The organism is Shigella sp. FC1567, from assembly GCF_001743015.1.
GTDB classification, from domain to species: domain Bacteria; phylum Pseudomonadota; class Gammaproteobacteria; order Enterobacterales; family Enterobacteriaceae; genus Escherichia; species Escherichia coli.
Genome location: NZ_MIIV01000513.1, coordinates 1 through 24,210 on the forward strand (window position 1 = coordinate 1; position 24,210 = coordinate 24,210).

20 protein-coding genes and 2 pseudogenes are annotated in these 24,210 nt (G+C 50.5%); 13 read left to right on the forward strand and 9 right to left on the reverse strand.

Translation table 11 applies throughout. The features are described 5' to 3' along the window. The 4 genes from BHE85_RS22650 to zapC form a co-directional block, all read left to right on the forward strand. Positions 1-200: IS1 family transposase (locus BHE85_RS22650; RefSeq protein WP_000327172.1), on the forward strand; the 200-nt coding region annotated here is incomplete at its 5' end. Between the two features lie 45 nt (positions 201-245). Next, positions 246-983: a fimbrial chaperone gene (locus tag BHE85_RS22660; protein WP_001111475.1), complete on the forward strand. Its 738-nt coding sequence runs from the start codon at positions 246-248 to the stop codon at positions 981-983. Positions 984-1,093: 110 nt separating this feature from the next. Further along, the gene (gene pyrD / locus BHE85_RS22665) at positions 1,094-2,104 is read left to right on the forward strand and encodes a quinone-dependent dihydroorotate dehydrogenase (protein WP_001295352.1); all 1,011 of its coding nucleotides are present in this window, start codon (positions 1,094-1,096) and stop codon (positions 2,102-2,104) included. A 173-nt stretch (positions 2,105-2,277) separates the two neighbouring features. Further along, complete coding sequence (gene zapC / locus BHE85_RS22670; protein ID WP_004985081.1) at positions 2,278-2,820, forward strand: cell division protein ZapC; 543 nt, start codon at positions 2,278-2,280, stop codon at positions 2,818-2,820. Here zapC and ycbX read toward each other — a convergent pair. Beyond that, positions 2,817-3,926: a 6-N-hydroxylaminopurine resistance protein YcbX gene (gene ycbX / locus BHE85_RS22675; RefSeq protein ID WP_000224267.1), complete on the reverse strand. Its 1,110-nt coding sequence runs from the start codon at positions 3,924-3,926 to the stop codon at positions 2,817-2,819. The two genes, zapC and ycbX, sit on opposite strands and share 4 nt — an antisense overlap. Positions 3,927-4,169: 243 nt before the next feature. Between ycbX and rlmKL the strand changes: the two genes are divergently transcribed. The 6 genes from rlmKL (at position 4,170) to rmf (ending at position 12,208) form a co-directional block, all read left to right on the forward strand. Then, the gene (gene rlmKL / locus BHE85_RS22680; protein ID WP_001086534.1) at positions 4,170-6,278 is read left to right on the forward strand and encodes a bifunctional 23S rRNA (guanine(2069)-N(7))-methyltransferase RlmK/23S rRNA (guanine(2445)-N(2))-methyltransferase RlmL; all 2,109 of its coding nucleotides are present in this window, start codon (positions 4,170-4,172) and stop codon (positions 6,276-6,278) included. An 11-nt stretch (positions 6,279-6,289) separates the two neighbouring features. Then, positions 6,290-8,197: an ABC transporter ATP-binding protein gene (locus BHE85_RS22685; RefSeq protein ID WP_000053096.1), complete on the forward strand. Its 1,908-nt coding sequence runs from the start codon at positions 6,290-6,292 to the stop codon at positions 8,195-8,197. 129 nt (positions 8,198-8,326) lie between these two features. Next, entirely contained in the window at positions 8,327-9,580 is a 1,254-nt protein-coding gene (gene pqiA / locus BHE85_RS22690; protein ID WP_000333176.1) for a membrane integrity-associated transporter subunit PqiA, read from the forward strand. A 4-nt stretch (positions 9,581-9,584) separates the two neighbouring features. After that, positions 9,585-11,225, forward strand: coding sequence for an intermembrane transport protein PqiB (gene pqiB / locus BHE85_RS22695; protein ID WP_000445545.1), 1,641 nt, complete (start codon positions 9,585-9,587; stop codon positions 11,223-11,225). Further along, positions 11,222-11,785: a membrane integrity-associated transporter subunit PqiC gene (gene pqiC / locus BHE85_RS22700; protein ID WP_000759124.1), complete on the forward strand. Its 564-nt coding sequence runs from the start codon at positions 11,222-11,224 to the stop codon at positions 11,783-11,785. Before pqiB ends, pqiC begins: the two co-directional genes overlap by 4 nt. 255 nt (positions 11,786-12,040) lie before the next feature. Next, positions 12,041-12,208, forward strand: a complete 168-nt coding sequence (gene rmf / locus BHE85_RS22705) for a ribosome modulation factor (RefSeq protein ID WP_000828648.1) — start codon at positions 12,041-12,043, stop codon at positions 12,206-12,208. Between the two features lie 69 nt (positions 12,209-12,277). Here the strand turns inward: rmf and fabA are convergent, their stop codons facing one another. After that, positions 12,278-12,796: a bifunctional 3-hydroxydecanoyl-ACP dehydratase/trans-2-decenoyl-ACP isomerase gene (gene fabA / locus BHE85_RS22710; protein WP_000227927.1), complete on the reverse strand. Its 519-nt coding sequence runs from the start codon at positions 12,794-12,796 to the stop codon at positions 12,278-12,280. 68 nt (positions 12,797-12,864) lie between these two features. After that, positions 12,865-14,623: pseudogene (locus BHE85_RS22715) on the reverse strand (AAA family ATPase). A gap of 185 nt (positions 14,624-14,808) precedes the next feature. Here BHE85_RS22715 and matP point away from each other — a divergent pair. Next, positions 14,809-15,261: a macrodomain Ter protein MatP gene (matP, locus tag BHE85_RS22720; RefSeq protein WP_000877160.1), complete on the forward strand. Its 453-nt coding sequence runs from the start codon at positions 14,809-14,811 to the stop codon at positions 15,259-15,261. Positions 15,262-15,336: 75 nt separating this feature from the next. On the opposite strand, the gene ompA is transcribed toward matP, so the two are convergent. Beyond that, positions 15,337-16,377, reverse strand: coding sequence for a porin OmpA (gene ompA, locus BHE85_RS22725; RefSeq protein ID WP_000750416.1), 1,041 nt, complete (start codon positions 16,375-16,377; stop codon positions 15,337-15,339). Positions 16,378-16,733: 356 nt separating this feature from the next. Further along, positions 16,734-17,243 carry an SOS-induced cell division inhibitor SulA gene (gene sulA / locus BHE85_RS22730; RefSeq protein ID WP_000288710.1) on the reverse strand — a complete coding sequence of 170 codons (510 nt, stop codon included), beginning with the start codon at positions 17,241-17,243 and terminating at the stop codon, positions 16,734-16,736. Positions 17,244-17,461: 218 nt separating this feature from the next. Between sulA and sxy the strand changes: the two genes are divergently transcribed. Next, positions 17,462-18,091 carry a CRP-S regulon transcriptional coactivator Sxy gene (gene sxy, locus BHE85_RS22735; protein WP_000839131.1) on the forward strand — a complete coding sequence of 210 codons (630 nt, stop codon included), beginning with the start codon at positions 17,462-17,464 and terminating at the stop codon, positions 18,089-18,091. Here the strand turns inward: sxy and yccS are convergent. Then, the gene (yccS, locus tag BHE85_RS22740; RefSeq protein ID WP_000875021.1) at positions 18,054-20,216 is read right to left on the reverse strand and encodes a YccS family putative transporter; all 2,163 of its coding nucleotides are present in this window, start codon (positions 20,214-20,216) and stop codon (positions 18,054-18,056) included. The two genes, sxy and yccS, sit on opposite strands and share 38 nt — an antisense overlap. Positions 20,217-20,225: 9 nt before the next feature. Then, complete coding sequence (locus BHE85_RS22745) at positions 20,226-20,672, reverse strand: YccF domain-containing protein (protein ID WP_001261235.1); 447 nt, start codon at positions 20,670-20,672, stop codon at positions 20,226-20,228. A gap of 122 nt (positions 20,673-20,794) precedes the next feature. On the opposite strand from BHE85_RS22745, the pseudogene helD reads away from it, so the two are divergent. Next, a pseudogene (gene helD / locus BHE85_RS22750) lies at positions 20,795-22,850 on the forward strand (DNA helicase IV). 31 nt (positions 22,851-22,881) lie between these two features. Here the strand turns inward: helD and mgsA are convergent. Both mgsA and BHE85_RS22760 read right to left on the reverse strand, forming a co-directional pair. Next, a complete protein-coding gene (mgsA, locus tag BHE85_RS22755) occupies positions 22,882-23,340 on the reverse strand; it encodes a methylglyoxal synthase (RefSeq protein WP_000424181.1) in 459 nt (152 codons plus the stop codon). 95 nt (positions 23,341-23,435) lie between these two features. Continuing rightward, a complete protein-coding gene (locus BHE85_RS22760; protein ID WP_000847791.1) occupies positions 23,436-24,098 on the reverse strand; it encodes a DUF2057 family protein in 663 nt (220 codons plus the stop codon). Positions 24,099-24,210: the final 112 nt, after the last annotated feature.

A 24,210-nucleotide genomic window follows, 5' to 3' on the forward strand; every position in this document is an offset into this window, starting at 1 on the left:
GCTGGCCGCTGTATGAATCACGCCTGAAGGGAAAGCTGCACGTTATCAGCAAGCGTTACACTCAGCGCATTGAGCGACATAATCTGAATCTGAGACAACATCTGGCAAGGCTGGGACGGAAGTCACTGTCGTTCTCAAAATCGGTGGAGCTGCATGACAAGGTCATCGGGCATTATCTGAACATAAAACACTATCAGTAAGTTGGAGTCATTACCTCAATAGCGATGTGCAGTCGGGTAAAGTGAATGCCAGCGCGACATTTGTACTTCATTATGACTAATACGTGGAACAGATTGGCGCTCTTGATTTTCGCCGTTTTATCGCTGCTGGTGGCGGGTGAATTGCGGGCAGGAGTGGTGGTCGGCGGAACGCGATTTATCTTTCCGGCAGACAGAGAATCGATATCTATTTTACTGACTAATACCAGTCAGGAATCCTGGCTGATTAACAGTAAAATCAACCGCCCAACGCGTTGGGCCGGGGGGAAAGCGTCGACAGTGCCAGCACCATTACTGGCCGCTCCGCCACTTATTCTCCTGAAGCCCGGTACTACAGGCACGTTGCGCTTGCTGAGAACGGAAAGCGACATCTTGCCTGTGGATCGCGAAACGCTATTTGAGTTAAGCATTGCCAGCGTGCCATCCGGCAAAGTTGAAAATCAGAGCGTAAAAGTGGCGATGCGCTCGGTATTTAAACTGTTCTGGCGACCCGAAGGTTTGCCGGGCGACCCGCTGGAAGCTTATCAACAATTACGCTGGACACGGAATTCGCAGGGTGTACAACTCACTAACCCAACGCCTTACTACATTAACCTGATTCAGGTGAGCGTAAATGGTAAAGCGTTAAGTAATGCGGGAGTTGTGCCGCCTAAAAGCCAGCGTCAGACAAGCTGGTGTCAGGCAATCGCACCGTGTCATGTCGCCTGGCGGGCGATAAATGATTACGACGGGTTGAGTGCAAAGAAGGAGCAAAATCTGCCCTGAAACAGGTTCGGAAAACGTTTGCGTTTTTTTTGCCGCAGGTCAATTCCCTTTTGGTCCGAACTCGCACATAATACGTCCCCGGTTTGCACACCGGGAATCCAGGAGAGTTCATGTACTACCCCTTCGTTCGTAAAGCCCTTTTCCAGCTCGATCCAGAGCGCGCTCATGAGTTTACTTTTCAGCAATTACGCCGTATTACAGGAACGCCGTTTGAAGCACTGGTGCGGCAGAAAGTGCCTGCGAAACCTGTTAACTGCATGGGCCTGACGTTTAAAAATCCGCTTGGTCTGGCAGCCGGTCTTGATAAAGACGGGGAGTGCATTGACGCGTTAGGCGCGATGGGATTTGGATCGATCGAGATCGGTACCGTCACGCCACGTCCACAGCCAGGTAATGACAAGCCGCGTCTCTTTCGTCTGGTAGATGCCGAAGGTTTGATCAACCGTATGGGCTTTAATAATCTTGGCGTTGATAACCTCGTAGAGAACGTAAAAAAGGCCCATTATGACGGCGTCCTGGGTATTAACATCGGCAAAAATAAAGATACGCCAGTGGAGCAGGGCAAAGATGACTATCTGATTTGTATGGAAAAAATCTATGCCTATGCGGGATATATCGCCATCAATATTTCATCGCCGAATACCCCAGGATTACGCACGCTGCAATATGGTGAAGCGCTGGATGATCTCTTAACCGCGATTAAAAATAAGCAAAATGATTTGCAAGCGATGCACCATAAATATGTGCCGATCGCAGTGAAGATCGCGCCGGATCTTTCTGAAGAAGAATTGATCCAGGTTGCCGATAGTTTAGTTCGCCATAATATTGATGGCGTTATTGCAACCAATACCACACTCGATCGTTCTCTTGTTCAGGGAATGAAAAATTGCGATCAAACCGGTGGCTTAAGTGGTCGTCCGCTTCAGTTAAAAAGCACCGAAATTATTCGCCGCTTGTCACTGGAATTAAACGGTCGCTTACCGATCATCGGTGTTGGCGGCATCGACTCGGTTATCGCTGCGCGTGAAAAGATTGCTGCGGGTGCCTCACTGGTGCAAATTTATTCTGGTTTTATTTTTAAAGGTCCGCCGCTGATTAAAGAAATCGTTACCCATATCTAATTATTTCTTCGAATTCCTCTTTATAAGATAATCAGGGCTTTATTTTCAGCCCTGGTTGTTTTATATTCATCGCTGTTGCTTATTTAGACATTTTGTACTTTTATTGTTGAGGTTATTAAGCGAAGCGACAATGGATTGTGTTGCTGCGGTTTTATAGGGTAGGGGAGAGGCAGATGCGAATTAAACCAGACGATAACTGGCGTTGGTATTACGATGAAGAGCACGATCGAATGATGCTCGATTTAGCCAATGGTATGCTATTTCGCTCACGTTTTGCGCGCAAGATGTTGACTCCAGATGCCTTTTCTCCCGCAGGCTTTTGCGTTGACGACGCCGCGCTCTATTTCTCTTTTGAAGAAAAGTGCCGCGATTTTAATTTATCTAAAGAACAAAAAGCCGAACTGGTGCTGAATGTACTGGTAGCAATTCGCTATCTCAAACCGCAAATGCCGAAAAGCTGGCATTTTGTTTCCCATGGTGAAATGTGGGTGCCCATGCCGGGCGATGCGGCCTGCGTTTGGTTGAGCGATACTCACGAGCAGGTCAATTTGCTGGTCGTTGAATCTGGCGAAAATGCCGCACTATGCCTGCTGGCACAACCCTGCGTTGTTATTGCGGGTCGCGCGATGCAGTTGGGCGACGCCATTAAAATCATGAACGACAGGCTGAAACCGCAGGTTAATGTTGACAGCTTCAGCCTCGAACAGGCAGTCTAACGCGCCAACTTAAGTGCAGTCTTCGGTACACAGCTACAGCAAAGAATGGTGCCATCATCGCCCATTGCTGATTTTTTCAGCGGCGAGACTTCGCCTTCTAAAATCTGAACACGGCAACTTCCACAAATGCCCGCGCGGCAAGAATAAGGGATACGAATTCCCTGATTTTCTAATTGCTCCAGCAACACCTGTTGGTTATTTCCACGAAATGCCTGTCCCTGCCAGTCAATATCTACATTTGCGTCCGGTTGTTGCGTGATGTTGGCGGTATCATCAGCGGCAGCTGCGCCGTAAATTTTTGCCGGAGCCGTTGCCAGAATTTCCACCTCATCGCCAACGCGAATCACGCCGCTATTACGGGCAATTAAATTCTGACCAAAATCGACATCGCCGTTATCCTGGGCAGTGCGGAAAGATTGCAATGTTTTTAATGGTTCGCCTGCCGGATGTTTTTGCCCTTTTTCTGGGCTGACGGTGGTGAAAATACAGCGGCTACAAGGTTTAACCACATCAAACACCACATCACCAATGCGAATCACTTTCCAGCGATCTTCTTCCCAGGCTGACGCGCCGGAAACCACCAGATTGGGGCGGAATTGCTCCATTTTTACACTGGCCGGACAACGTTGTTGGAGATCACGTAACGAGGCTTCGTTAGCAAGAAGGTAAGGATAGCCATCAGCAAATGACAGAGGTACAGTGTTGTGGCGTTTCACGCGCCGGGTCATTTGTGGCCCCACCCAGCGTAATTGCACTTCGCGGGAGAAAAATCCACTTAGCCATTTGTTGATCGCGTCTGGCGCAATTCGCGCGGTAAAATGTGTGCCCCAAACTTCGGTTGGTGCGTCTTGTGTGGCGAAATCAGCAAAACGAACATATGCGCTACTGCCATCTGGTGCGGTGAGATGCAAGCCATCATGCACAGGTGAAGGAGTAAACCGTACCATCTGGGGAAACTGGCGAGCGGTAATAAACGTACCGTCAGGTTCCGTGATCATAAAGATGCGATCGAAGGCCAGACCACTGACATCAGCCAGAGCATGTGTAAGACCAATGCCGCGCATCGATTTAACAGGATGAATAAAAAGCCGGGTTAATGTCGCCACGGTGCGGTCCTCAAATGAAAATAAGCCCTCAACTTTATGACATGACGCGCTTATTAGCTATAATGCGCAACAATTTTCTTAGCGCCTGTCCCATTAGGCTATTTTATTTGTCAGTTTGGCCCTGGGTTGTGCTCGAAATCCTCACGTACTTGTGTACGCTCCGGTTTCTCCGCGCTGTCCATGTCCAGACTGACTGCAACAATTACGCCTACTGCGGTAGGCTCTTAGAGTAAAAGTGACGATATGAATTCTCTGTTTGCCAGTACGGCCCGTGGGCTGGAAGAGCTGTTAAAAACTGAACTGGAAAACCTGGGGGCCGTTGAATGCCAGGTGGTTCAGGGTGGGGTCCATTTCAAGGGCGACACACGGCTTGTTTACCAGAGCCTGATGTGGAGCCGCCTGGCCTCGCGTATTATGTTGCCGCTGGGCGAGTGTAAGGTTTACAGCGATTTAGACCTCTATCTCGGTGTTCAGGCGATCAACTGGACAGAGATGTTTAATCCTGGCGCGACCTTCGCTGTCCACTTCAGTGGTTTGAATGACACCATCCGCAACAGTCAGTACGGCGCGATGAAAGTGAAAGACGCGATCGTCGATGCTTTCACGCGGAAAAATCTGCCGCGTCCAAATGTTGATCGCGATGCGCCGGATATCCGCGTTAACGTCTGGCTGCATAAAGAAACCGCCAGTATCGCTCTTGATCTGAGTGGTGATGGTTTACATCTGCGTGGCTATCGCGATCGTGCTGGTATTGCGCCGATCAAAGAAACCCTGGCAGCCGCTATTGTGATGCGATCCGGCTGGCAGCCTGGAACACCGCTGCTCGATCCGATGTGTGGTTCCGGTACGTTGCTGATTGAAGCGGCGATGCTGGCGACCGATCGCGCACCCGGCTTGCACCGTGGGCGTTGGGGCTTTAGCGGCTGGGCGCAGCATGATGAAGCTATCTGGCAGGAAGTGAAAGCGGAAGCGCAAACTCGCGCCCGTAAAGGCCTGGCTGAGTATAGCTCTCATTTTTACGGTTCGGACAGCGACGCACGGGTGATTCAACGTGCACGCACTAACGCCCGTCTTGCGGGGATTGGTGAACTGATCACCTTTGAGGTGAAAGATGTCGCGCAACTGACCAATCCGCTGCCGAAAGGGCCGTACGGCACAGTGTTGAGCAACCCGCCATACGGGGAACGTCTGGACAGCGAACCGGCGCTGATTGCGCTGCATAGCCTGCTGGGTCGGATCATGAAAAACCAGTTTGGTGGCTGGAATCTCTCTTTGTTTAGTGCCTCGCCGGATCTGCTAAGCTGCTTGCAGCTGCGTGCAGACAAACAGTACAAGGCGAAAAACGGCCCGCTGGACTGCGTACAGAAAAATTACCACGTTGCCGAAAGCACTCCAGACAGCAAACCGGCGATGGTAGCGGAAGACTACGCCAACCGCCTGCGTAAGAACCTCAAAAAATTCGAGAAGTGGGCTCGCCAGGAAGGAATTGAATGTTACCGCCTGTATGACGCCGATCTGCCGGAATATAACGTTGCCGTTGACCGTTATTCCGACTGGGTGGTGGTGCAGGAGTATGCACCGCCAAAAACTATTGATGCTCACAAAGCGCGTCAGCGTCTGTTCGATATTATCGCTGCAACCATTTCGGTACTGGGGATTGCGCCAAACAAACTGGTGCTGAAAACCCGTGAACGCCAGAAGGGCAAAAACCAGTACCAGAAACTGGGCGAGAAGGGCGAGTTTCTTGAAGTTACCGAATATAACGCTCACTTGTGGGTGAACCTGACGGATTATCTCGATACTGGTCTGTTCCTCGATCACCGTATCGCCCGCCGTATGCTCGGTCAGATGAGCAAAGGCAAAGATTTCCTCAACCTGTTCTCTTATACCGGTAGCGCCACCGTGCATGCGGGATTAGGCGGCGCGCTCAGCACCACCACCGTGGATATGTCGCGTACTTATCTGGAGTGGGCAGAACGCAACCTGCGTCTGAATGGCCTAACCGGGCGTGCGCATCGCCTGATTCAGGCCGATTGCCTGGCGTGGCTGCGTGAGGCAAATGAACAGTTTGATCTGATCTTTATCGATCCGCCAACCTTCTCTAACTCAAAACGAATGGAAGATGCGTTTGATGTTCAGCGCGATCATCTGGCGCTGATGAAAGATTTGAAACGTCTGCTGCGTGCAGGTGGGACGATCATGTTCTCGAACAACAAACGTGGCTTCCGTATGGATCTCGACGGCCTGGCAAAACTGGGACTGAAAGCACAAGAAATTACGCAAAAAACGCTCTCCCAGGATTTCGCCCGTAACCGCCAGATCCACAACTGCTGGCTGATTACCGCAGCCTGAAAGGAATAGTAATGTCATTAATCAGTATGCATGGCGCATGGCTGTCGTTCAGCGACGCGCCGCTTCTCGATAACGCAGAACTGCATATCGAAGATAACGAACGTGTTTGTCTGGTGGGCCGCAACGGCGCGGGCAAATCGACGTTAATGAAAATCCTCAACCGTGAACAAGGGCTGGATGACGGTCGCATTATTTACGAGCAAGATTTGATTGTAGCTCGTCTGCAACAGGATCCGCCGCGTAACGTTGAGGGTAGCGTTTATGATTTCGTTGCCGAAGGCATTGAAGAACAAGCGGAATATCTGAAACGCTATCACGATATTTCGCGCCTGGTGATGAACGACCCGAGCGAGAAAAATCTCAACGAACTGGCGAAGGTTCAGGAACAGTTGGATCACCACAACCTGTGGCAGCTGGAAAACCGCATCAACGAAGTGCTGGCGCAACTGGGGTTAGATCCTAATGTTGCGCTGTCGTCGCTTTCCGGCGGCTGGTTGCGTAAAGCGGCATTAGGACGCGCGCTGGTGAGTAATCCGCGCGTGCTGTTGCTTGATGAACCGACAAACCACCTGGATATTGAAACCATCGACTGGCTGGAAGGGTTCCTTAAAACCTTCAATGGGACGATTATTTTCATCTCCCACGACCGTTCGTTTATCCGCAATATGGCGACGCGCATTGTTGATCTCGATCGCGGCAAGCTGGTGACCTATCCAGGGAATTACGACCAGTACCTGCTTGAAAAAGAAGAAGCCCTGCGCGTGGAAGAACTACAAAATGCCGAGTTCGATCGCAAACTGGCGCAGGAAGAGGTGTGGATCCGCCAGGGGATCAAAGCACGCCGTACCCGTAATGAAGGCCGCGTACGCGCCCTGAAAGCAATGCGTCGCGAGCGTGGTGAACGTCGCGAAGTGATGGGTACCGCAAAGATGCAGGTGGAAGAGGCCAGCCGCTCCGGTAAGATCGTTTTCGAAATGGAAGACGTTTGCTACCAGGTTGACGGTAAGCAACTGGTGAAAGATTTTTCGGCCCAGGTTCTACGTGGCGACAAAATTGTCCTGATTGGTCCGAATGGGTGCGGCAAAACCACGCTGCTGAAACTGATGCTCGGTCAGCTTCAAGCGGACAGCGGGCGTATTCACGTTGGCACCAAACTGGAAGTGGCTTATTTCGATCAGCACCGCGCGGAACTGGATCCCGATAAAACGGTGATGGATAACATTGCCGAAGGTAAGCAAGAGGTGATGGTTAACGGCAAGCCACGCCACGTATTGAGCTATTTGCAGGACTTTCTGTTCCATCCGAAACGGGCGATGACGCCGGTACGTGCGCTTTCTGGCGGTGAGCGGAACCGCTTGCTGCTGGCGCGTTTGTTCCTCAAACCAAGCAACTTATTGATTCTTGACGAACCGACCAACGATCTTGATGTCGAAACGCTGGAACTGCTGGAAGAACTGATCGACAGCTATCAGGGCACGGTATTGCTGGTTAGCCACGATCGTCAGTTTGTCGATAACACCGTTACAGAATGTTGGATCTTCGAAGGCGGCGGTAAAATTGGTCGTTATGTCGGCGGTTATCATGATGCCCGTGGTCAGCAAGAGCAGTATGTGGCGCTCAAACAGCCTGCGGTGAAAAAAACCGAAGAAGCCGCCGCGGCAAAAGCAGAAACTGTAAAACGCAGCAGTAGCAAACTAAGCTATAAATTGCAGCGCGAACTGGAGCAGCTACCGCAATTGCTCGAAGATCTGGAGGCGAAGCTGGAAGCCCTACAGACGCAGGTGGCGGATGCTTCCTTCTTCAGTCAGCCACATGAGCAGACACAAAAAGTGCTCGCCGATATGGCTGCTGCAGAGCAGGAGCTGGAGCAAGCCTTTGAACGCTGGGAGTATCTTGAAGCGTTAAAAAATGGTGGCTGATCGCAAAATAGTCGATTTAAACAGAGACAGCTGACAACGGTAAAATTGCCTGATGAACTGGGTTTATCAGGCATGAAAACCAACACTTTGTTAGTCATCTGTAAAATAGCGCATCATTAAGGAGTACCAATGTGCGAACATCATCATGCCGCGAAGCACATCCTGTGCTCGCAGTGTGACATGCTGGTGGCGTTACCGCGCCTTGAGCATGGTCAGAAAGCGGCATGTCCCCGGTGTGGCACAACGTTAACCGTGGCGTGGGATGCCCCTCGGCAGCGTCCGACCGCCTATGCGTTGGCTGCACTGTTCATGCTGTTGCTGTCCAACTTGTTTCCTTTTGTGAATATGAACGTTGCAGGAGTTACCAGTGAAATTACATTACTGGAAATTCCCGGCGTGCTTTTTTCTGAGGACTACGCCAGCCTCGGCACCTTTTTCCTGTTGTTTGTGCAACTGGTTCCCGCGTTTTGTCTGATAACCATTCTGTTACTGGTGAATCGCGCGGAATTACCGGTCCGTTTAAAAGAGCAACTGGCACGGGTGCTTTTTCAACTCAAAACCTGGGGAATGGCGGAGATTTTCCTCGCGGGTGTGCTGGTCAGTTTCGTTAAACTGATGGCTTACGGCAGCATTGGGGTAGGCAGCAGCTTTCTCCCCTGGTGTTTATTTTGTGTCCTGCAACTGCGCGCTTTTCAGTGCGTTGATCGTCGCTGGTTATGGGACGACATCGCCCCGATGCCAGAACTGCGCCAGCCGCTAAAACCAGGCGTCACGGGGATACGTCAGGGGCTGCGTTCGTGCTCCTGTTGTACGGCAATCCTTCCTGCTGATGAACCCGTGTGCCCGCGTTGTAGTACCAAAGGGTACGTTCGGCGTAGAAACAGCCTGCAGTGGACACTCGCGCTGCTTGTAACGTCCATCATGCTGTATCTTCCGGCTAATATTTTGCCCATCATGGTGACGGATTTATTAGGCTCGAAGATGCCGTCGACGATTCTCGCTGGGGTCATTCTGTTATGGAGCGAAGGCTCTTATCCCGTCGCTGCGGTGATCTTTCTGGCCAGTATTATGGTGCCAACGTTAAAGATGATCGCCATCGCGTGGCTGTGTTGGGATGCCAAAGGGCATGGCAAGCGCGACAGTGAAAGAATGCATTTGATTTATGAAGTTGTTGAGTTTGTAGGCCGCTGGTCGATGATTGACGTTTTCGTTATCGCGGTGCTCTCGGCGCTGGTGCGTATGGGAGGTTTAATGAGTATTTATCCGGCAATGGGTGCATTAATGTTTGCTTTAGTCGTCATAATGACAATGTTTTCTGCTATGACGTTTGACCCGCGTTTGTCGTGGGATCGTCAACCTGAATCAGAGCATGAGGAGTCCTGACAGTATGGAATCTAATAATGGGGAAGCCAAAATCCAGAAAGTGAAGAACTGGTCTCCCGTGTGGATATTTCCTATCGTCACGGCGCTCATTGGGGCCTGGGTTCTATTTTATCATTACAGCCATCAGGGACCGGAAGTGACCCTGATCACCGCGAATGCGGAAGGAATTGAAGGTGGCAAAACCACCATTAAAAGCCGTAGCGTTGACGTCGGCGTGGTTGAAAGCGCCACACTGGCTGATGATTTGACGCACGTTGAAATCAAAGCGCGGCTGAATTCCGGTATGGAAAAATTGCTGCATAAAGACACCGTCTTTTGGGTGGTGAAACCGCAGATTGGTCGCGAAGGGATTAGCGGCCTGGGAACGCTGCTGTCTGGAGTTTATATCGAACTGCAGCCAGGCGCGAAAGGCAGCAAAATGGATAAATACGATTTGCTGGACTCGCCACCGTTGGCCCCGCCTGATGCGAAAGGTATCCGTGTGATTCTCGATAGCAAAAAAGCCGGGCAGCTCTCGCCAGGAGATCCGGTGCTGTTCCGTGGCTATCGGGTAGGTTCGGTTGAAACCAGCACCTTCGATACGCAAAAACGCAATATCAGTTATCAACTGTTCATCAATGCACCTTATGACCGACTGGTGACCAGCAATGTTCGCTTCTGGAAAGATAGTGGCATTGCGGTTGATCTGACGTCAGCGGGGATGCGTGTGGAGATGGGCTCATTGACAACGCTGCTTAGTGGCGGTGTTAGCTTTGATGTGCCGGAAGGTCTGGATTTAGGGCAGCCAGTGGCACCGAAAACAGCTTTCGTTTTGTATGATGATCAGAAGAGCATTCAGGATTCGTTGTACACCGATCACATTGATTATCTGATGTTCTTTAAAGATTCGGTACGCGGTCTGCAACCGGGAGCTCCGGTAGAATTCCGGGGTATTCGCCTGGGTACCGTAAGCAAAGTGCCATTCTTTGCGCCGAATATGCGTCAGACATTTAACGATGATTACCGTATTCCGGTACTGATTCGTATCGAGCCAGAGCGGCTGAAAATGCAGCTTGGCGAAAATACGGATGTTGTTGAGCACCTTGGCGAATTGTTGAAACGTGGTTTACGCGGATCGCTGAAAACCGGAAACCTGGTCACTGGTGCACTGTATGTTGATCTCGATTTCTATCCAAATACGCCTGCAATAACCGGTATTCGTGAATTTAATGGTTATCAGATTATCCCGACTGTTAGCGGCGGCCTGGCGCAAATCCAGCAACGACTGATGGAAGCGTTGGATAAGATCAACAAACTGCCATTGAATCCGATGATTGAACAGGCAACCAGTACGCTTTCTGAAAGTCAGCGCACAATGAAAAACCTGCAAACGACGCTGGATAGCATGAACAAGATCCTCGCTAGCCAGTCGATGCAGCAGTTGCCGACGGATATGCAGTCAACGTTGCGTGAATTGAATCGCAGCATGCAGGGCTTCCAGCCTGGCTCCGCAGCCTACAACAAGATGGTGGCGGATATGCAGCGCCTTGATCAGGTGTTGCGAGAACTGCAACCGGTGCTGAAAACGCTCAATGAGAAGAGTAACGCGCTGGTATTTGAAGCGAAGGACAAAAAAGATCCAGAGCCGAAGAGGGCGAAACAATGAAAAAGTGGCTAGTGACGATTGCAGCACTGTGGCTGGCCGGATGCAGCTCCGGCGAAATTAATAAAAACTATTACCAGTTACCTGTGGTGCAGAGCGGTACACAAAGTACCGCCAGCCAGGGCAATCGTCTGTTATGGGTAGAGCAGGTCACTGTTCCTGACTATCTGGCGGGGAATGGTGTGGTTTATCAAACCAGTGATGTGAAGTATGTGATTGCCAACAACAACTTGTGGGCCAGCCCGTTGGATCAACAGTTGCGCAACACCCTGGTTGCCAACCTGAGTACGCAACTGCCCGGCTGGGTGGTTGCCTCCCAGCCTCTGGGAAGCGTCCAGGACACGCTCAATGTTACCGTAACGGAGTTTAACGGTCGCTATGATGGCAAGGTCATTGTCAGTGGTGAGTGGCTGTTGAACCACCAGGGACAACTGATCAAACGTCCGTTCCGTCTGGAAGGAGTGCAAACTCAGGATGGTTACGATGAGATGGTTAAAGTGCTGGCCGGTGTCTGGAGTCAGGAAGCCGCTTCTATTGCACAAGAGATAAAGCGTCTACCTTAATTATAAAGATTTGTAAGTATAACCGTCTCCGGTATGTTGCCTGAGGCGGTTTTTTTGTTTCTAACGTGCGGAAAAATTTGTTCCTCTTCACATTTTTTGTACAACCGACATGCCCGTGTAGCTCACAAATATGACAGTGGCGTGAATTTTGCGCATTGACGGCAGTTATGATTCGCGGTATTGCTTAACTGTGATTGCACATTTAGTAATCACTGTTTTCTTTTCCACCAGAAACCAGTATGAGGGAAACGAGGCATGAAGAGACAAAAACGAGATCGCCTGGAACGGGCACATCAACGTGGTTATCAGGCCGGCATCGCCGGACGCTCAAAAGAAATGTGTCCCTATCAGACGCTGAATCAAAGGTCACAATGGCTGGGAGGCTGGCGAGAAGCCATGGCGGACAGGGTAGTAATGGCCTGATTCTGTCTCTTTAAAAAGAAACCTCCGCATTGCGGAGGTTTCGCCTTTTGATACTCTGTCTGATGATAATCAGAAGGCAGACGTATCCTGGAACAGACCGACTTTCAGGTCGCTGGCGGTATAGATCAGACGACCATCAACCAGCACTTCGCCATCTGCCAGACCCATAATCAGACGACGATTAACAATGCGTTTAAAGTGAATACGGTAGGTCACTTTTTTCGCTGTCGGCAGTACCTGACCAGTGAATTTCACTTCGCCAACGCCCAGCGCGCGGCCTTTACCTTCGCCGCCCAGCCAGCCGAGGTAGAACCCTACTAGCTGCCACATTGCGTCCAGGCCCAGGCATCCCGGCATAACCGGATCGCCAATGAAGTGGCATCCGAAGAACCACAGATCCGGATTGATATCCAGTTCTGCTTCAACATACCCTTTGTCGAAGTTACCACCCGTTTCGGTCATTTTGACCACACGGTCCATCATCAGCATGTTCGGTGCTGGCAATTGCGGGCCTTTAGCGCCAAACAGTTCACCGCGACCAGAGGCAAGAAGGTCTTCTTTTGTATAGGATTCGCGTTTATCTACCATGTTCTCTGTAAGCCTTATTTTATTGAAGCACGCAGGATAGCTAACACGTGTACGCTGAACAAGTCCGATCAGTTCGGAATAAACCAGTTCAGCCAACGTAATGGCCATGGAAAACGGTGACGTCCTTCCTGTTGCGATGCTTGCGCGATACGTTCCTGGATGGTTTGCATCAGCGTCGTTTGGCCTTCGCCATCCCACACCAGATTTAATAATAACGGCAGTGCGTCAGTCACATCGTCTACTGCCCAGATGGTGAATTTGCCTTCTTCTACCGCTTTCACCAGTTCACTGTGAAGACTTAAATGGCGAACGTTAGCTGTGGGGATAATGACACCTTGTTTCCCGGTTAACTCACGTTGCTGGCAAATAGCAAAGAAGCCTTCGATTTTCTCATTTAAACCACCGACCGGCTGGGCGCGACCGAACTGATCGACTGAACCTGTGATAGCGATACTCTGATTCACCGGCACATCGGCGAGGGCGCTTATCAGGGCGCAGAGTTCAGCCATCGAGGCACTATCTCCATCAACTTCACTGTATGACTGCTCAAATGTCAGCGATGCTGAGAAGGGGATCTGTTGCTCAAGCTGTAGTTCCGACATCAGGACGCTTGCATGATCATCATCCCTTTCGCATGGATATTGCCGCCAAGTTCCGCTTTGCGTTCGATGTCGTGAATTCACCATCGCCAATATGCACAACGCAGCTAATGCGAGAAGGTTCGCCAAAAGCGCGTGGATGACCCGGAAATTCAATGACCGAAAGGGCGTTAATTTGCCCGATGCGTTCGCCTTCGGTTTCAATCAGGATTTGCTCCTGAAGGATCTCATCCTGCATACGTTCAGCGAGGAAACCTTCGCGCCATTCACGCTGCTGCAGCATTAAGTTTAGCTGCTCGCCGGAGAAGGTGTCGCCATCACACAGGGAGGCGACCTCTTTACACTGGCGGAGGATCCACTGCGGGCTAAGCGGAAGTGTTTCTTGTTCACCGGTGTAGCGTGCTGCTTCGCGGATAAGTACCGGCCAGGCATCCGCTCCCGGGGCAGGTAAGTGATTATGTCTGGCGGTAAATGTCACCCAGCGACACCACTGGCTTACTGACTCCGCATCGACAATCTGCAGAGTATCTTCAAATTCGCTATAAATAGCCTGCTCTGAAAGCTCTGGCTCCATCTCCTGGAAATCAGCCAATGATTCGCGTTCGCCTACCAGAATGACTTTCAGCTTCAATGGCATCGAAGGCACAGAGACGGGGAGAGGGCGCGACTCATCAAACGCAACCCAGTCAAAACGCTCGCGGTTAACGATATTTTTCAGCCGCATCCACAGCAGAGGTTGCGCCAGCAGTGTACGCAAAGAGATGATGAGAATACCGCCATTTGCCTGATGCACCAGACCAGGCTGCAGGGTAATGTCGCCATTAAACTGGCGCAGGCAGCCAAAGAGTTGCTCCGCTTCTACCCAGTCGGCAGCGACAACTTGCGTTAAAGTCGCAAAATTATCATCTGCACTCACTGCGTGACGTAAGCGGATGGAGTGGCCGGAAACCTCATAGTGATCGCCCACCAGTTGGCCTGCATCGCTTTGTAGCGTACGCGCGGCATCGGCAATAAGATTCAGATACTCAGACTCTTCCGGGGCCTTAGCCAGCATAAAAGAGGAGGATGCTCGCGTATGCAGCAACTGCTCCAGCGCAAATTGCAGCCGCGGTTGAGTATCACTGAATAAAGGATCGTTTTCGTCAATCAAATGTGGCTGAGCAAATATTTCCTGATAGCTATCGGTATCAGGAACCAGGTCACGCCATGCAAGTTTCGTAATGGTCAAAGTTGATGTTTTTTAGTCTGTTGTCAAAGCCGCGATTATACCGTAACCGGCACTACAGCACACGTAGAAAGCACCGACAATACTCCTGGCATGGGCGTTAAAGCTCACAGGATGGAGATTCTTTTCTTCACTGGCCTAAAAAGCTGATATTCTGTAAAGAGTTACACGGTAACATTGAGATCGCTATGAAATATCAACAACTTGAAAATCTTGAAAGCGGTTGGAAATGGAAGTATCTGGTGAAGAAGCATCGCGAAGGGGAGTTAATTACCCGTTACATAGAAGCCAGTGCCGCCCAGGAAGCCGTCGATGTGTTGCTCTCGCTGGAAAATGAACCCGTGCTGGTAAATGGCTGGATTGACAAGCATATGAATCCGGAACTGGTCAATCGCATGAAGCAAACCATTCGGGCCAGACGGAAGCGCCATTTTAATGCGGAACACCAGCATACGCGCAAAAAGTCGATCGATCTGGAATTTATTGTCTGGCAACGTCTGGCTGGTCTTGCGCAGCGTCGCGGTAAAACGCTTTCTGAAACGATTGTTCAGCTGATTGAAGATGCGGAAAACAAAGAGAAATACGCGAATAAAATGTCTTCTCTGAAGCTGGATCTGCAGGCATTGCTGGGTAAGGAATAACTGACGAAAGTCAGTTCAATTTACTAAAGGCAAAAAAAACCCCGCAGCAGCGGGGTTTTTCTACCAGACGATAACTTAAGCCTGCGGCTGAGTTACAACGTCTTTGATACCTTTAACTTCGATCTCTACGCGACGATCCGGAGCCAGGCAGTCGATCAGTGCAGCACGCTGTTTCACGTTGTCACAGGTGTTGCCAGTAACCGGGTTGGATTCGCCCATACCACGTGCGGAGATCTTGTCTGCCGGGATACCTTTGGAGATCAGGTAATCAACAACAGACTGAGCACGGCGCTCGGACAGACCCTGGTTGTAAGCGTCAGAACCGATGCGGTCGGTGTAACCCAGAACAACTACGGAACCGTCTTTCGGATCCAGGTTGCTCAGCTGGCTGTACAGCTGATCCAGAGCAGCCTGACCTTCCGGTTTCAGGGTTGCTTTGTTGAAGTTGAACAGAACGTCAGACTTCAGAGTGAAGTGCTTGGTCTGTACTTCCGGTGCCGGAGCTGGAGCCGGAGCAACTACTGGAGCTGCTTCGCCCTGACCGAAACGGTAGGAAACACCCAAGCTCAGCATGCCGTTGTCCGGACGAGTGCCGATGGTGTGTGCGTCACCGATGTTGTTGGTCCACTGGTATTCCAGACGGGTAGCGATTTCAGGAGTGATCGCGTACTCAACACCGCCAGCGAAGACCGGAGAAACGCCGGTGTCGTGGTTTTTACCATAAACGTTGGATTTAGTGTCTGCACGCCATACCATACCACCCAGACGAGTGTAGATGTCCAGGTCGTCAGTGATTGGGTAACCCAGTTTAGCGGTCAGTTGAACGCCCTGAGCTTTGTATGCACCGTTTTCAACGCTGCCTTTGTACGGCATACGACCTAACCAGTCGTAACCCATTTCAAAGCCAACATACGGGTTAACCTGGTAACCACCAAAAGCACCAGCGCCCAGTTGGTTTTCATGGGTCGGGCCATTGTTGTTGATGAAACCAGTGTCATGGTACTGGGACCAGCCCAGTTTAGCACCAGTGTACCAGGTGTTATCTTTCGGAGCGGCCTGCGCTACGGTAGCGAAACCAGCCAGTGCCACTGCAATCGCGATAGCTGTCTTTTTCATTTTTTGCGCCTCGTTATCATCCAAAATACGCCATGAATATCTCCAACGAGATAACACGGTTAAATCCTTCACCGGGGGATCTGCTCAATATTAACTCTACCGATATCTTCGGCTTATGCCGAGCACCCCTGGCGATGTAAAGTCTACAACGTAGTTGAAAACTTACAAGTGTGAACTCCGTCAGGCATATGAAAAAAAAGTCTTGTATAAGGTATGTTTAATCTTTTTTGTCAGCGACAATTTACAGAAGAAAATCGCGGAAACCGCTTCAGACAAGCCTCCGCAAGGAAAATTAGTCACGACTGAAAGCATTGGCTGGGCGACAAAAAAAGTTCCAGGATTAATCCTAAATTTACTTAATGATACAAATTAGAGTGAATTTTTAGCCCGGAAAGTTGTCTCGTGGCGTGAGAGGATGCGCTTACCGGACGCATAATAAACCCCATAGCGTTACCTTCATTTGCCGCATCAACAAGTTCAGCATGCTCTTCTTCAGTCAAATCATCTGCCAACCAACCGATCACCACACTGTAATTGCCCGTGCGTAAAGCGCGAACCATTGACTCCACAGTGTGGCAAGGGGAGAGCTGGCTAATCTGCATTACTTTCGTTAAGGGTAGCCCAGATGCCTGAACCCATTCCCGACTCAGTTTTTGTTGCGGTGTTAACCAGAGTTGCCAGCGCGATTGCTGACCGAGTTGCTGTAACAATGGCAACAGTAGAAGTTGCGTCATCATGGGCTGATCTTCGCGATAGACAACTTCACTGATAAGCCCGGCTGTAGTGTTTTCCGTAGAGACACGCGCAATTTTACTTGCTGCGGATGAGAACGACGAAGAACGATGTGCATAGCCTGAAGTGTACATAATCAATCCAGCCCCTGTGAGTTACTGTATGAATGTACAGTACATCCAGTGACAACAAAGATCAACCCTATTTTCGGAAAGAGCCTCGCAAATTTTTTCGTTGGTGACGGGAAAACATAAATTAATCTTGCCCCTTAAGAATAAGTTGCCTATTTTCGTAGTTAACGGATCCGTTAATGTGAATCATTCTTTTATGTTATGATTTTAAAAGGAATTTTATGAAAAGCCTCTCCTATAAGCGGATCTATAAATCACAAGAATACCTGGCAATGTTGGGCACAATTGAATACCGATCATTGTTTGGCAGTTACAGCCTGACCGTTGACGACACGGTGTTTGCGATGGTTTCTGATGGTGAGTTGTATCTTCGGGCTTGTGAGCAAAGTGCACAGTACTGTGTAAAACATCCGCCTGTCTGGCTGACATATAAAAAGTGTGGCCGATCCGTTACCCTTAATTACTATCGGGTTGATGAAAGTCTATGGCGAAATCAACTGAAGCTGGTGCGTCTGTCGAAATATTCTCTCGATGCAGCGCTGAAAGAGAAAAGCACGCGCAATACCCGGGAAAGACTGAAAGATTTGCCCAATATGTCTTTTCATCTGGAAGCGATTCTCGGGGAGGTGGGGATTAAGGATGTACGGGCGTTACGTATACTTGGGGCAAAAATGTGTTGGTTGCGACTGCGGCAGCAAAACAGTCTGGTGACAGAAAAGATTCTGTTTATGCTTGAAGGTGCCATTATCGGCATTCATGAAGCTGCGCTCCCGGTGGCACGCCGCCAGGAGCTTGCAGAATGGGCTGACTCACTTACGCCGAAACAGGAGTTTCCTGCGGAACTTGAGTAATCTGGCGTTGCAGACGACCAATCTCAGGCAGTAATGCAATCAATAATCCAACTTGTTGTACGACCAGAGGTTCTTTGCTGTCTGCCCGTGGTTCAAGTTGCTGCATCCGCTGTTTCAGGCTAGCTAATGCCTCATTGACGCGTTCTTCATCAGCAGGTTGATGATGTAACGCGTCATCAACATAGCAAACTGCGTCATCAAGAAACGCCAGAATTTCAGGATTAGTTAACTGCTCCCGGTGAGCACCGAGGGCTGAGATATAGCTGGTAAACGTATGGTTAAGGCACAGCAACCGAAACGCGGCTTCGCGAATTTGCGGGGTAACGTTCGGCTCGCTGGACATATTTGATACCACCGACGCCAGCTCAGCATCACGGTTGTGTGCATCGCGGCGGGCAATACGATACGCCAGACGGTTATCACGCCCCTGATGGTATTGCTCCAGTATGGCATCGAGATACCGACAGTTGGCCTCTGTGGCGCGTTCGAGCATGCGCGGCAAATTGCGAAACTGCCAGTCAGGCCAGATGTAGCTCACTGCCGCCCACGCAATGGCACAACCAATCAGCGTATCGATTACGCGAGGTAACGCTACTTCAAAACCTTCACCCAGTAAGTTAAAACACAGTAGCACCAAAAGTGTGATGAACATCGTTGCATGAGCGTATTGCACGTTACGGAAGGCAAAAAAGAGCACGCCGGTAATAACCAGCAGCACCAGCTGCCCTTCCAGTGATGGCACAAACCACAGCACAGGAATGCCAATGGCGATACCTACCAGCGTACCAATAATCCTTAACTTCAGGCGGTGGCGCGTGGCGTTATAGTTTGGCTGGCAGACAAACAAACTTGTCAGCAAGATCCAAAACCCGTGATGCATTCCGGTTATTTGAATGATGGCGTAGCCGAAGCACAACACCAGCGACATTCTTACCGCATGACGGAAGAGGGCGGATTCCGGCGTGAAGTGACGGCTAAGACGCAGCCAGATATCACTCAACCCGTGCGGGCTGTCATCAGCGAGCTCATTTTCGTCATTATTATGGGGTAGTGCCTGGGCCTGTTCTGATTCAATTGTTGCCAGTTGGGCATCAATGGCGCGTAAATTGTTCAGCAAAAATCCCAGTGTTTTGAGTAAATCGGCGGGTGCGCCGTTATCGCGCATCCGCTCCAGCGCAGCATCAATATGCGTAAAAGCGCGCTCAAAATGCGGATCATGTTGATAAGGCTGACGCAACAAAATACAGCGTGACAGTTGCTGGCACGCCTGGCCCTGCATCGACATCAGCCGCTGAAAACGGAACAGCACGTCGCTGTGGCGAAAATGTTCACGCAATGTTTGATACTGAATATGAGAAGAGCTGGCACGCTCGTGAATATCCTGTGCGACAAAGTAATAATGCAGCGTGCGACGCGTTCCCCGTTGACCACGATCGCCACGTAAGCGGGTCAGCAGCGAGAGTTTCGTCTGATTCAATGTCGCCATCAGCAGACCGTTGGCGAGAGCCAAATCGTACAGCGGTGCCTGGCTTTCATCTTCAATATCAGGATCAAACATGCGCGACTTGAGCTCAAGATAACGCGCCAGTTGTTCATAGCAACGCGCCAGGTTGTCCTGCAGCGGGCGGACCGGGAACAGCAGATGACCAATAAGTGTCAGGACGTTGTACCAGACGGCACCGGCCAGCAGATACATCGGCTGCTGATACCAGTGCTCATACAGTGATGTTCCCAACATAGTGTAAATGGCGATCAGCAATGCACCGAAGGCAATTGTTGCATAGCGTTGACCCAGACCGCCGAGCAAAATGAAGCCGCTGGTAGAGAGCGTTAAGCCAATCGCAAATAGCCAGGGCCAGGGAAACAGCAATTCTACTGAGGCCGAGGCGATAAAAAAGCAGAACAGCGTAATGATGAGGTTACGCAAACGTCCCGCCAGTCGGTCATCGAGATCGGTCAGCGCCGCTGCCACCATCCCCAGCGTTAGCGGAATCGTCAGTTTTACATCACCCAGCCACCACGGAAACGCTGTGGTTCCACAAAGCGCAATAAAAATACGCGCGTAATACAGCCAGGCGCTGTTCCAGGTATAGCGTTTGAGCAAAGGACTTAGCATAAAGGCCATATTAGTGGATTATTCAAAACGACGACGTGCATTGGCTTCACGCGCAGCTTGCGCTGTTTCTACCGATACCACGCGACGACCAACCGGCCATAGTGCAATAGCGGCAATTTTAAAGTTCGCAATGCCGACAGGAATGCCAATGATTGAAATACATTGTGCGATGCCCGTTGCAATGTGCATCAGGCATAACCACCAGCCAAAGAAAATCAGCCAGAAAATATTCAATACCGTACCGCCAGTATTCAGCAGCACATTTTTGCCAGCCGGGTTCAGTTCATCGACATGAATAGCTTCATTGCCATAAGGCACCAGAGACAGTTTAGTGATCTCCCAGCAGGATCGTGTCAGCGGTAAGGTAAAAATCAGCACAATACTGACCAGAGTCGCCAACAGCCAGCCCAGAGTGGTGGCAAATCCGCCAAGCACAAAGTTCAGAATGTTCAAAACGGTACGCATAAAACCTCGCTTTACTGTGGTTTTCAGTAATGGGCGGCAATTGTAACGTTTTTTTGGGCTGGAGCACGTTTTCTCTGACGGTTACACTGATAAGAAATAATTTCGTGTGGATCTACAGAGTCATGGAACTGAAAGCGACAACGCTTGGAAAACGTCTGGCACAGCACCCTTACGATCGGGCGGTGATCCTCAATGCCGGGATTAAAGTCTCCGGCGATCGCCACGAATACCTTATTCCTTTCAATCAATTACTGGCGATTCACTGTAAGCGTGGTCTGGTATGGGGCGAGCTGGAATTTGTACTGCCGGACGAAAAAGTGGTGCGTCTGCACGGCACCGAATGGGGCGAGACGCAGCGTTTTTACCATCATCTTGATGCTCACTGGCGGCGGTGGAGTGGCGAGATGAGCGAAATTGCGTCTGGTGTTTTACGCCAGCAACTGGATTTGATTGCCACGCGCACTGGAGAAAATAAATGGCTGACGCGTGAGCAAACCTCTGGCGTTCAGCAACAAATCCGCCAGGCTTTGTCGGCGTTGCCGTTGCCGGTTAACCGACTGGAAGAATTCGATAACTGCCGTGAGGCGTGGCGTAAATGTCAGGCCTGGTTGAAAGATATTGAAAGCGCTCGGTTGCAGCATAACCAGGCGTATACCGAAGCCATGCTTACCGAGTATGCGGATTTTTTCCGCCAGGTCGAGTCTTCACCGCTGAATCCGGCGCAGGCCCGGGCAGTCGTTAATGGCGAGCATTCTCTGTTAGTGCTGGCAGGTGCAGGAAGCGGAAAAAACGTCGGTGCTGGTGGCCCGTGCAGGCTGGTTGCTGGCACGTGGTGAAGCGTCCCCTGAGCAAATTTTATTGCTGGCGTTTGGTCGCAAAGCCGCTGAAGAGATGGACGAGCGGATTCGCGAACGGCTACATACCGAAGACATTACCGCACGCACGTTTCATGCGCTGGCGCTGCATATTATTCAGCAGGGCAGCAAAAAAGTTCCGATAGTCAGCAAACTGGAAAATGATACCGCTGCCCGTCATGAACTCTTTATTGCTGAGTGGCGCAAGCAATGCAGCGAAAAGAAAGCGCAGGCGAAGGGCTGGCGGCAATGGCTGACGGAAGAAATGCAGTGGTCAGTGCCAGAAGGTAACTTCTGGGATGATGAAAAATTACAGCGTCGCCTTGCCTCTCGCCTCGATCGCTGGGTAAGTCTGATGCGGATGCACGGTGGTGCACAGGCAGAAATGATTGCCAGTGCACCCGAAGAGATTCGCGATCTGTTCAGTAAACGTATCAAGTTGATGGCCCCGTTATTAAAAGCCTGGAAAGGTGCGCTGAAGGCAGAAAACGCTGTCGATTTTTCGGGCCTTATTCATCAGGCGATTGTGATTCTGGAGAAAGGTCGCTTTATCAGCCCGTGGAAGCATATTCTGGTTGATGAATTTCAGGATATCTCGCCGCAGCGGGCAGCGTTGTTAGCGGCATTACGCAAGCAAAACAGTCAGACGACGTTGTTCGCTGTTGGTGATGACTGGCAGGCGATTTACCGATTCAGCGGTGCGCAAATGTCGCTCACCACCGCTTTCCATGAAAACTTTGGTGAAGGCGAACGTTGTGATTTAGACACGACTTACCGTTTTAACAGTCGTATCGGTAAGGTGGCAAACCGTTTTATTCAGCAGAACCCAGGCCAGCTGAAAAAGCCGCTAAACAGCTTAACCAATGGAGACAAAAAAGCCGTCACGTTATTGGATGAGAGTCAACTTGACGCTTTGCTGGATAAGCTCTCTGGTTATGCCAAACCGGAAGAGCGCATTCTGATCCTGGCGCGTTACCATCACATGAGGCCTGCCAGCCTGGAAAAAGCGGCAACACGCTGGCCGAAGTTGCAAATCGACTTTATGACCATTCATGCCAGCAAAGGGCAACAGGCGGATTACGTCATCATCGTTGGCTTGCAGGAGGGAAGTGATGGTTTTCCGGCTGCGGCGCGGGAGTCGATTATGGAAGAGGCGCTACTGCCACCGGTTGAGGATTTCCCGGACGCTGAAGAACGGCGGTTAATGTACGTGGCGCTGACCCGGGCACGCCATCGGGTATGGGCACTGTTTAACAAAGAGAATCCCTCTCCCTTTGTTGAAATACTGAAAAATCTGGATGTGCCGGTGGCGAGAAAACCGTAAGAAACAGGTGGCGTTTGCCACCTGTGCAATATTACTTCAGACGGTCCGCGAGATAACGCTGATAATCGGGGATCAGAATATCGACCGCGTCGTTGAAATGCGGCGACTGGATTATGAAGTCTGCCGTTGCCACGTTGGTGGCGACCGGAATGTTCCATACCGTCGCCAGACGCAGCAAGGCTTTCACGTCAGGATCGTGCGGCACGGCATTTAGTGGATCCCAGAAGAAAATCAATACATCAATTTTCCCTTCTGAGATCAATGCGCCAACCTGCTGGTCACCCCCCATTGGGCCACTCAACATCGCGTTGACGTTCATGCCGGTCGCGCGGGAAATTAAGTTACCGGTAGTGCCTGTTGCATACAGTACGTGTTGTTCCAGTAACGGTTGATGCCGTTCCACCCAGCTCATCAGCATTTGTTTGCAGTGATCGTGTGCCACCAGCGCAATATGTTTCCGCGCAGGTAAAGTGCGAGTCGTCAGTTCCATAATGTACATCCGTAGTCAACTTTCCTACAGATTACTGTAAGCACTTATCGCTGCAAGATAAAGACCGAAAAAGCCTGCGCACAGGCACAAAAATCTCAGGAAGATGGTTGTTTTTCCGCCCACTGCAGGAAAGTATTTCGCGTTTGTGGGTCAGCCAGTTTAAACCAATACTTCAGCCGTTGTTCTGTGAGCACCTGAGACTGCGGTGGAATAGCATCCAGCTCGGAAACACCCGAAAGCAGCGTACTGTCATCTGCCATCATCGTGGCAAATTGCGGTAGTGAAGCGCGTTTCGCGGATTTGTTATAGCGTTCAACCTCGACCTCATAATCAATCGTTTTTGCCGTTGAGGTAATGGCGAGAATATCCAGCTTTACCGGAATCGGCGTCGCATCGCCATCCAACAATTCAAGGCGCGGCGCGGCATCAAAATGGTTAGCTTCCCGCTCATTCTCCAGGCGAGGCAGGCGAAAATTGACCTGGTTGATGAGCTGGGTATTAAAACTGACCACTAGCGGTGGGGAGATATACAGCCGTTCTTCACTATTGGAAAGATGAATCGTCTTCTCAACGCGAAACACTAACTGATGCGGTCCATTATCCAGTTCAATGCTGTCCGCACCGCGCAGCAGAGAGCTGGAAACCTTCTTGCCGTCGAGTACCAGAAGATCGACATCGGTTGAAAGCCGCAGCGTGGTGGCAAAAACGGATACCGGCAAACATAATGCAATCAAGGTGGTCACGATGCCGGTTTTCATAGGTAGCTCCTGTCAAAAGACCGCCCGAATAATAATGTGTCAAAATTTTTCTTTAATCATACTTACTAACATATAGACATATTTCCCGCTTTTGCTCTCATTCATTCGTATT

Coding starts and splice junctions, on each gene's coding strand:
- BHE85_RS22660 (WP_001111475.1), top strand. CDS start 246: ATGCCAGCGCGACATTTGTACTTCATTATGACTAATACGTGGAACAGA.
- pyrD (WP_001295352.1), top strand. CDS start 1,094: ATGTACTACCCCTTCGTTCGTAAAGCCCTTTTCCAGCTCGATCCAGAG.
- zapC (WP_004985081.1), top strand. CDS start 2,278: ATGCGAATTAAACCAGACGATAACTGGCGTTGGTATTACGATGAAGAG.
- rlmKL (WP_001086534.1), top strand. CDS start 4,170: ATGAATTCTCTGTTTGCCAGTACGGCCCGTGGGCTGGAAGAGCTGTTA.
- BHE85_RS22685 (WP_000053096.1), top strand. CDS start 6,290: ATGTCATTAATCAGTATGCATGGCGCATGGCTGTCGTTCAGCGACGCG.
- pqiA (WP_000333176.1), top strand. CDS start 8,327: ATGTGCGAACATCATCATGCCGCGAAGCACATCCTGTGCTCGCAGTGT.
- pqiB (WP_000445545.1), top strand. CDS start 9,585: ATGGAATCTAATAATGGGGAAGCCAAAATCCAGAAAGTGAAGAACTGG.
- pqiC (WP_000759124.1), top strand. CDS start 11,222: ATGAAAAAGTGGCTAGTGACGATTGCAGCACTGTGGCTGGCCGGATGC.
- rmf (WP_000828648.1), top strand. CDS start 12,041: ATGAAGAGACAAAAACGAGATCGCCTGGAACGGGCACATCAACGTGGT.
- fabA (WP_000227927.1), bottom strand. CDS start 12,796: ATGGTAGATAAACGCGAATCCTATACAAAAGAAGACCTTCTTGCCTCT.
- matP (WP_000877160.1), top strand. CDS start 14,809: ATGAAATATCAACAACTTGAAAATCTTGAAAGCGGTTGGAAATGGAAG.
- ompA (WP_000750416.1), bottom strand. CDS start 16,377: ATGAAAAAGACAGCTATCGCGATTGCAGTGGCACTGGCTGGTTTCGCT.
- sulA (WP_000288710.1), bottom strand. CDS start 17,243: ATGTACACTTCAGGCTATGCACATCGTTCTTCGTCGTTCTCATCCGCA.
- sxy (WP_000839131.1), top strand. CDS start 17,462: ATGAAAAGCCTCTCCTATAAGCGGATCTATAAATCACAAGAATACCTG.
- yccS (WP_000875021.1), bottom strand. CDS start 20,216: ATGGCCTTTATGCTAAGTCCTTTGCTCAAACGCTATACCTGGAACAGC.
- BHE85_RS22745 (WP_001261235.1), bottom strand. CDS start 20,672: ATGCGTACCGTTTTGAACATTCTGAACTTTGTGCTTGGCGGATTTGCC.
- mgsA (WP_000424181.1), bottom strand. CDS start 23,340: ATGGAACTGACGACTCGCACTTTACCTGCGCGGAAACATATTGCGCTG.
- BHE85_RS22760 (WP_000847791.1), bottom strand. CDS start 24,098: ATGAAAACCGGCATCGTGACCACCTTGATTGCATTATGTTTGCCGGTA.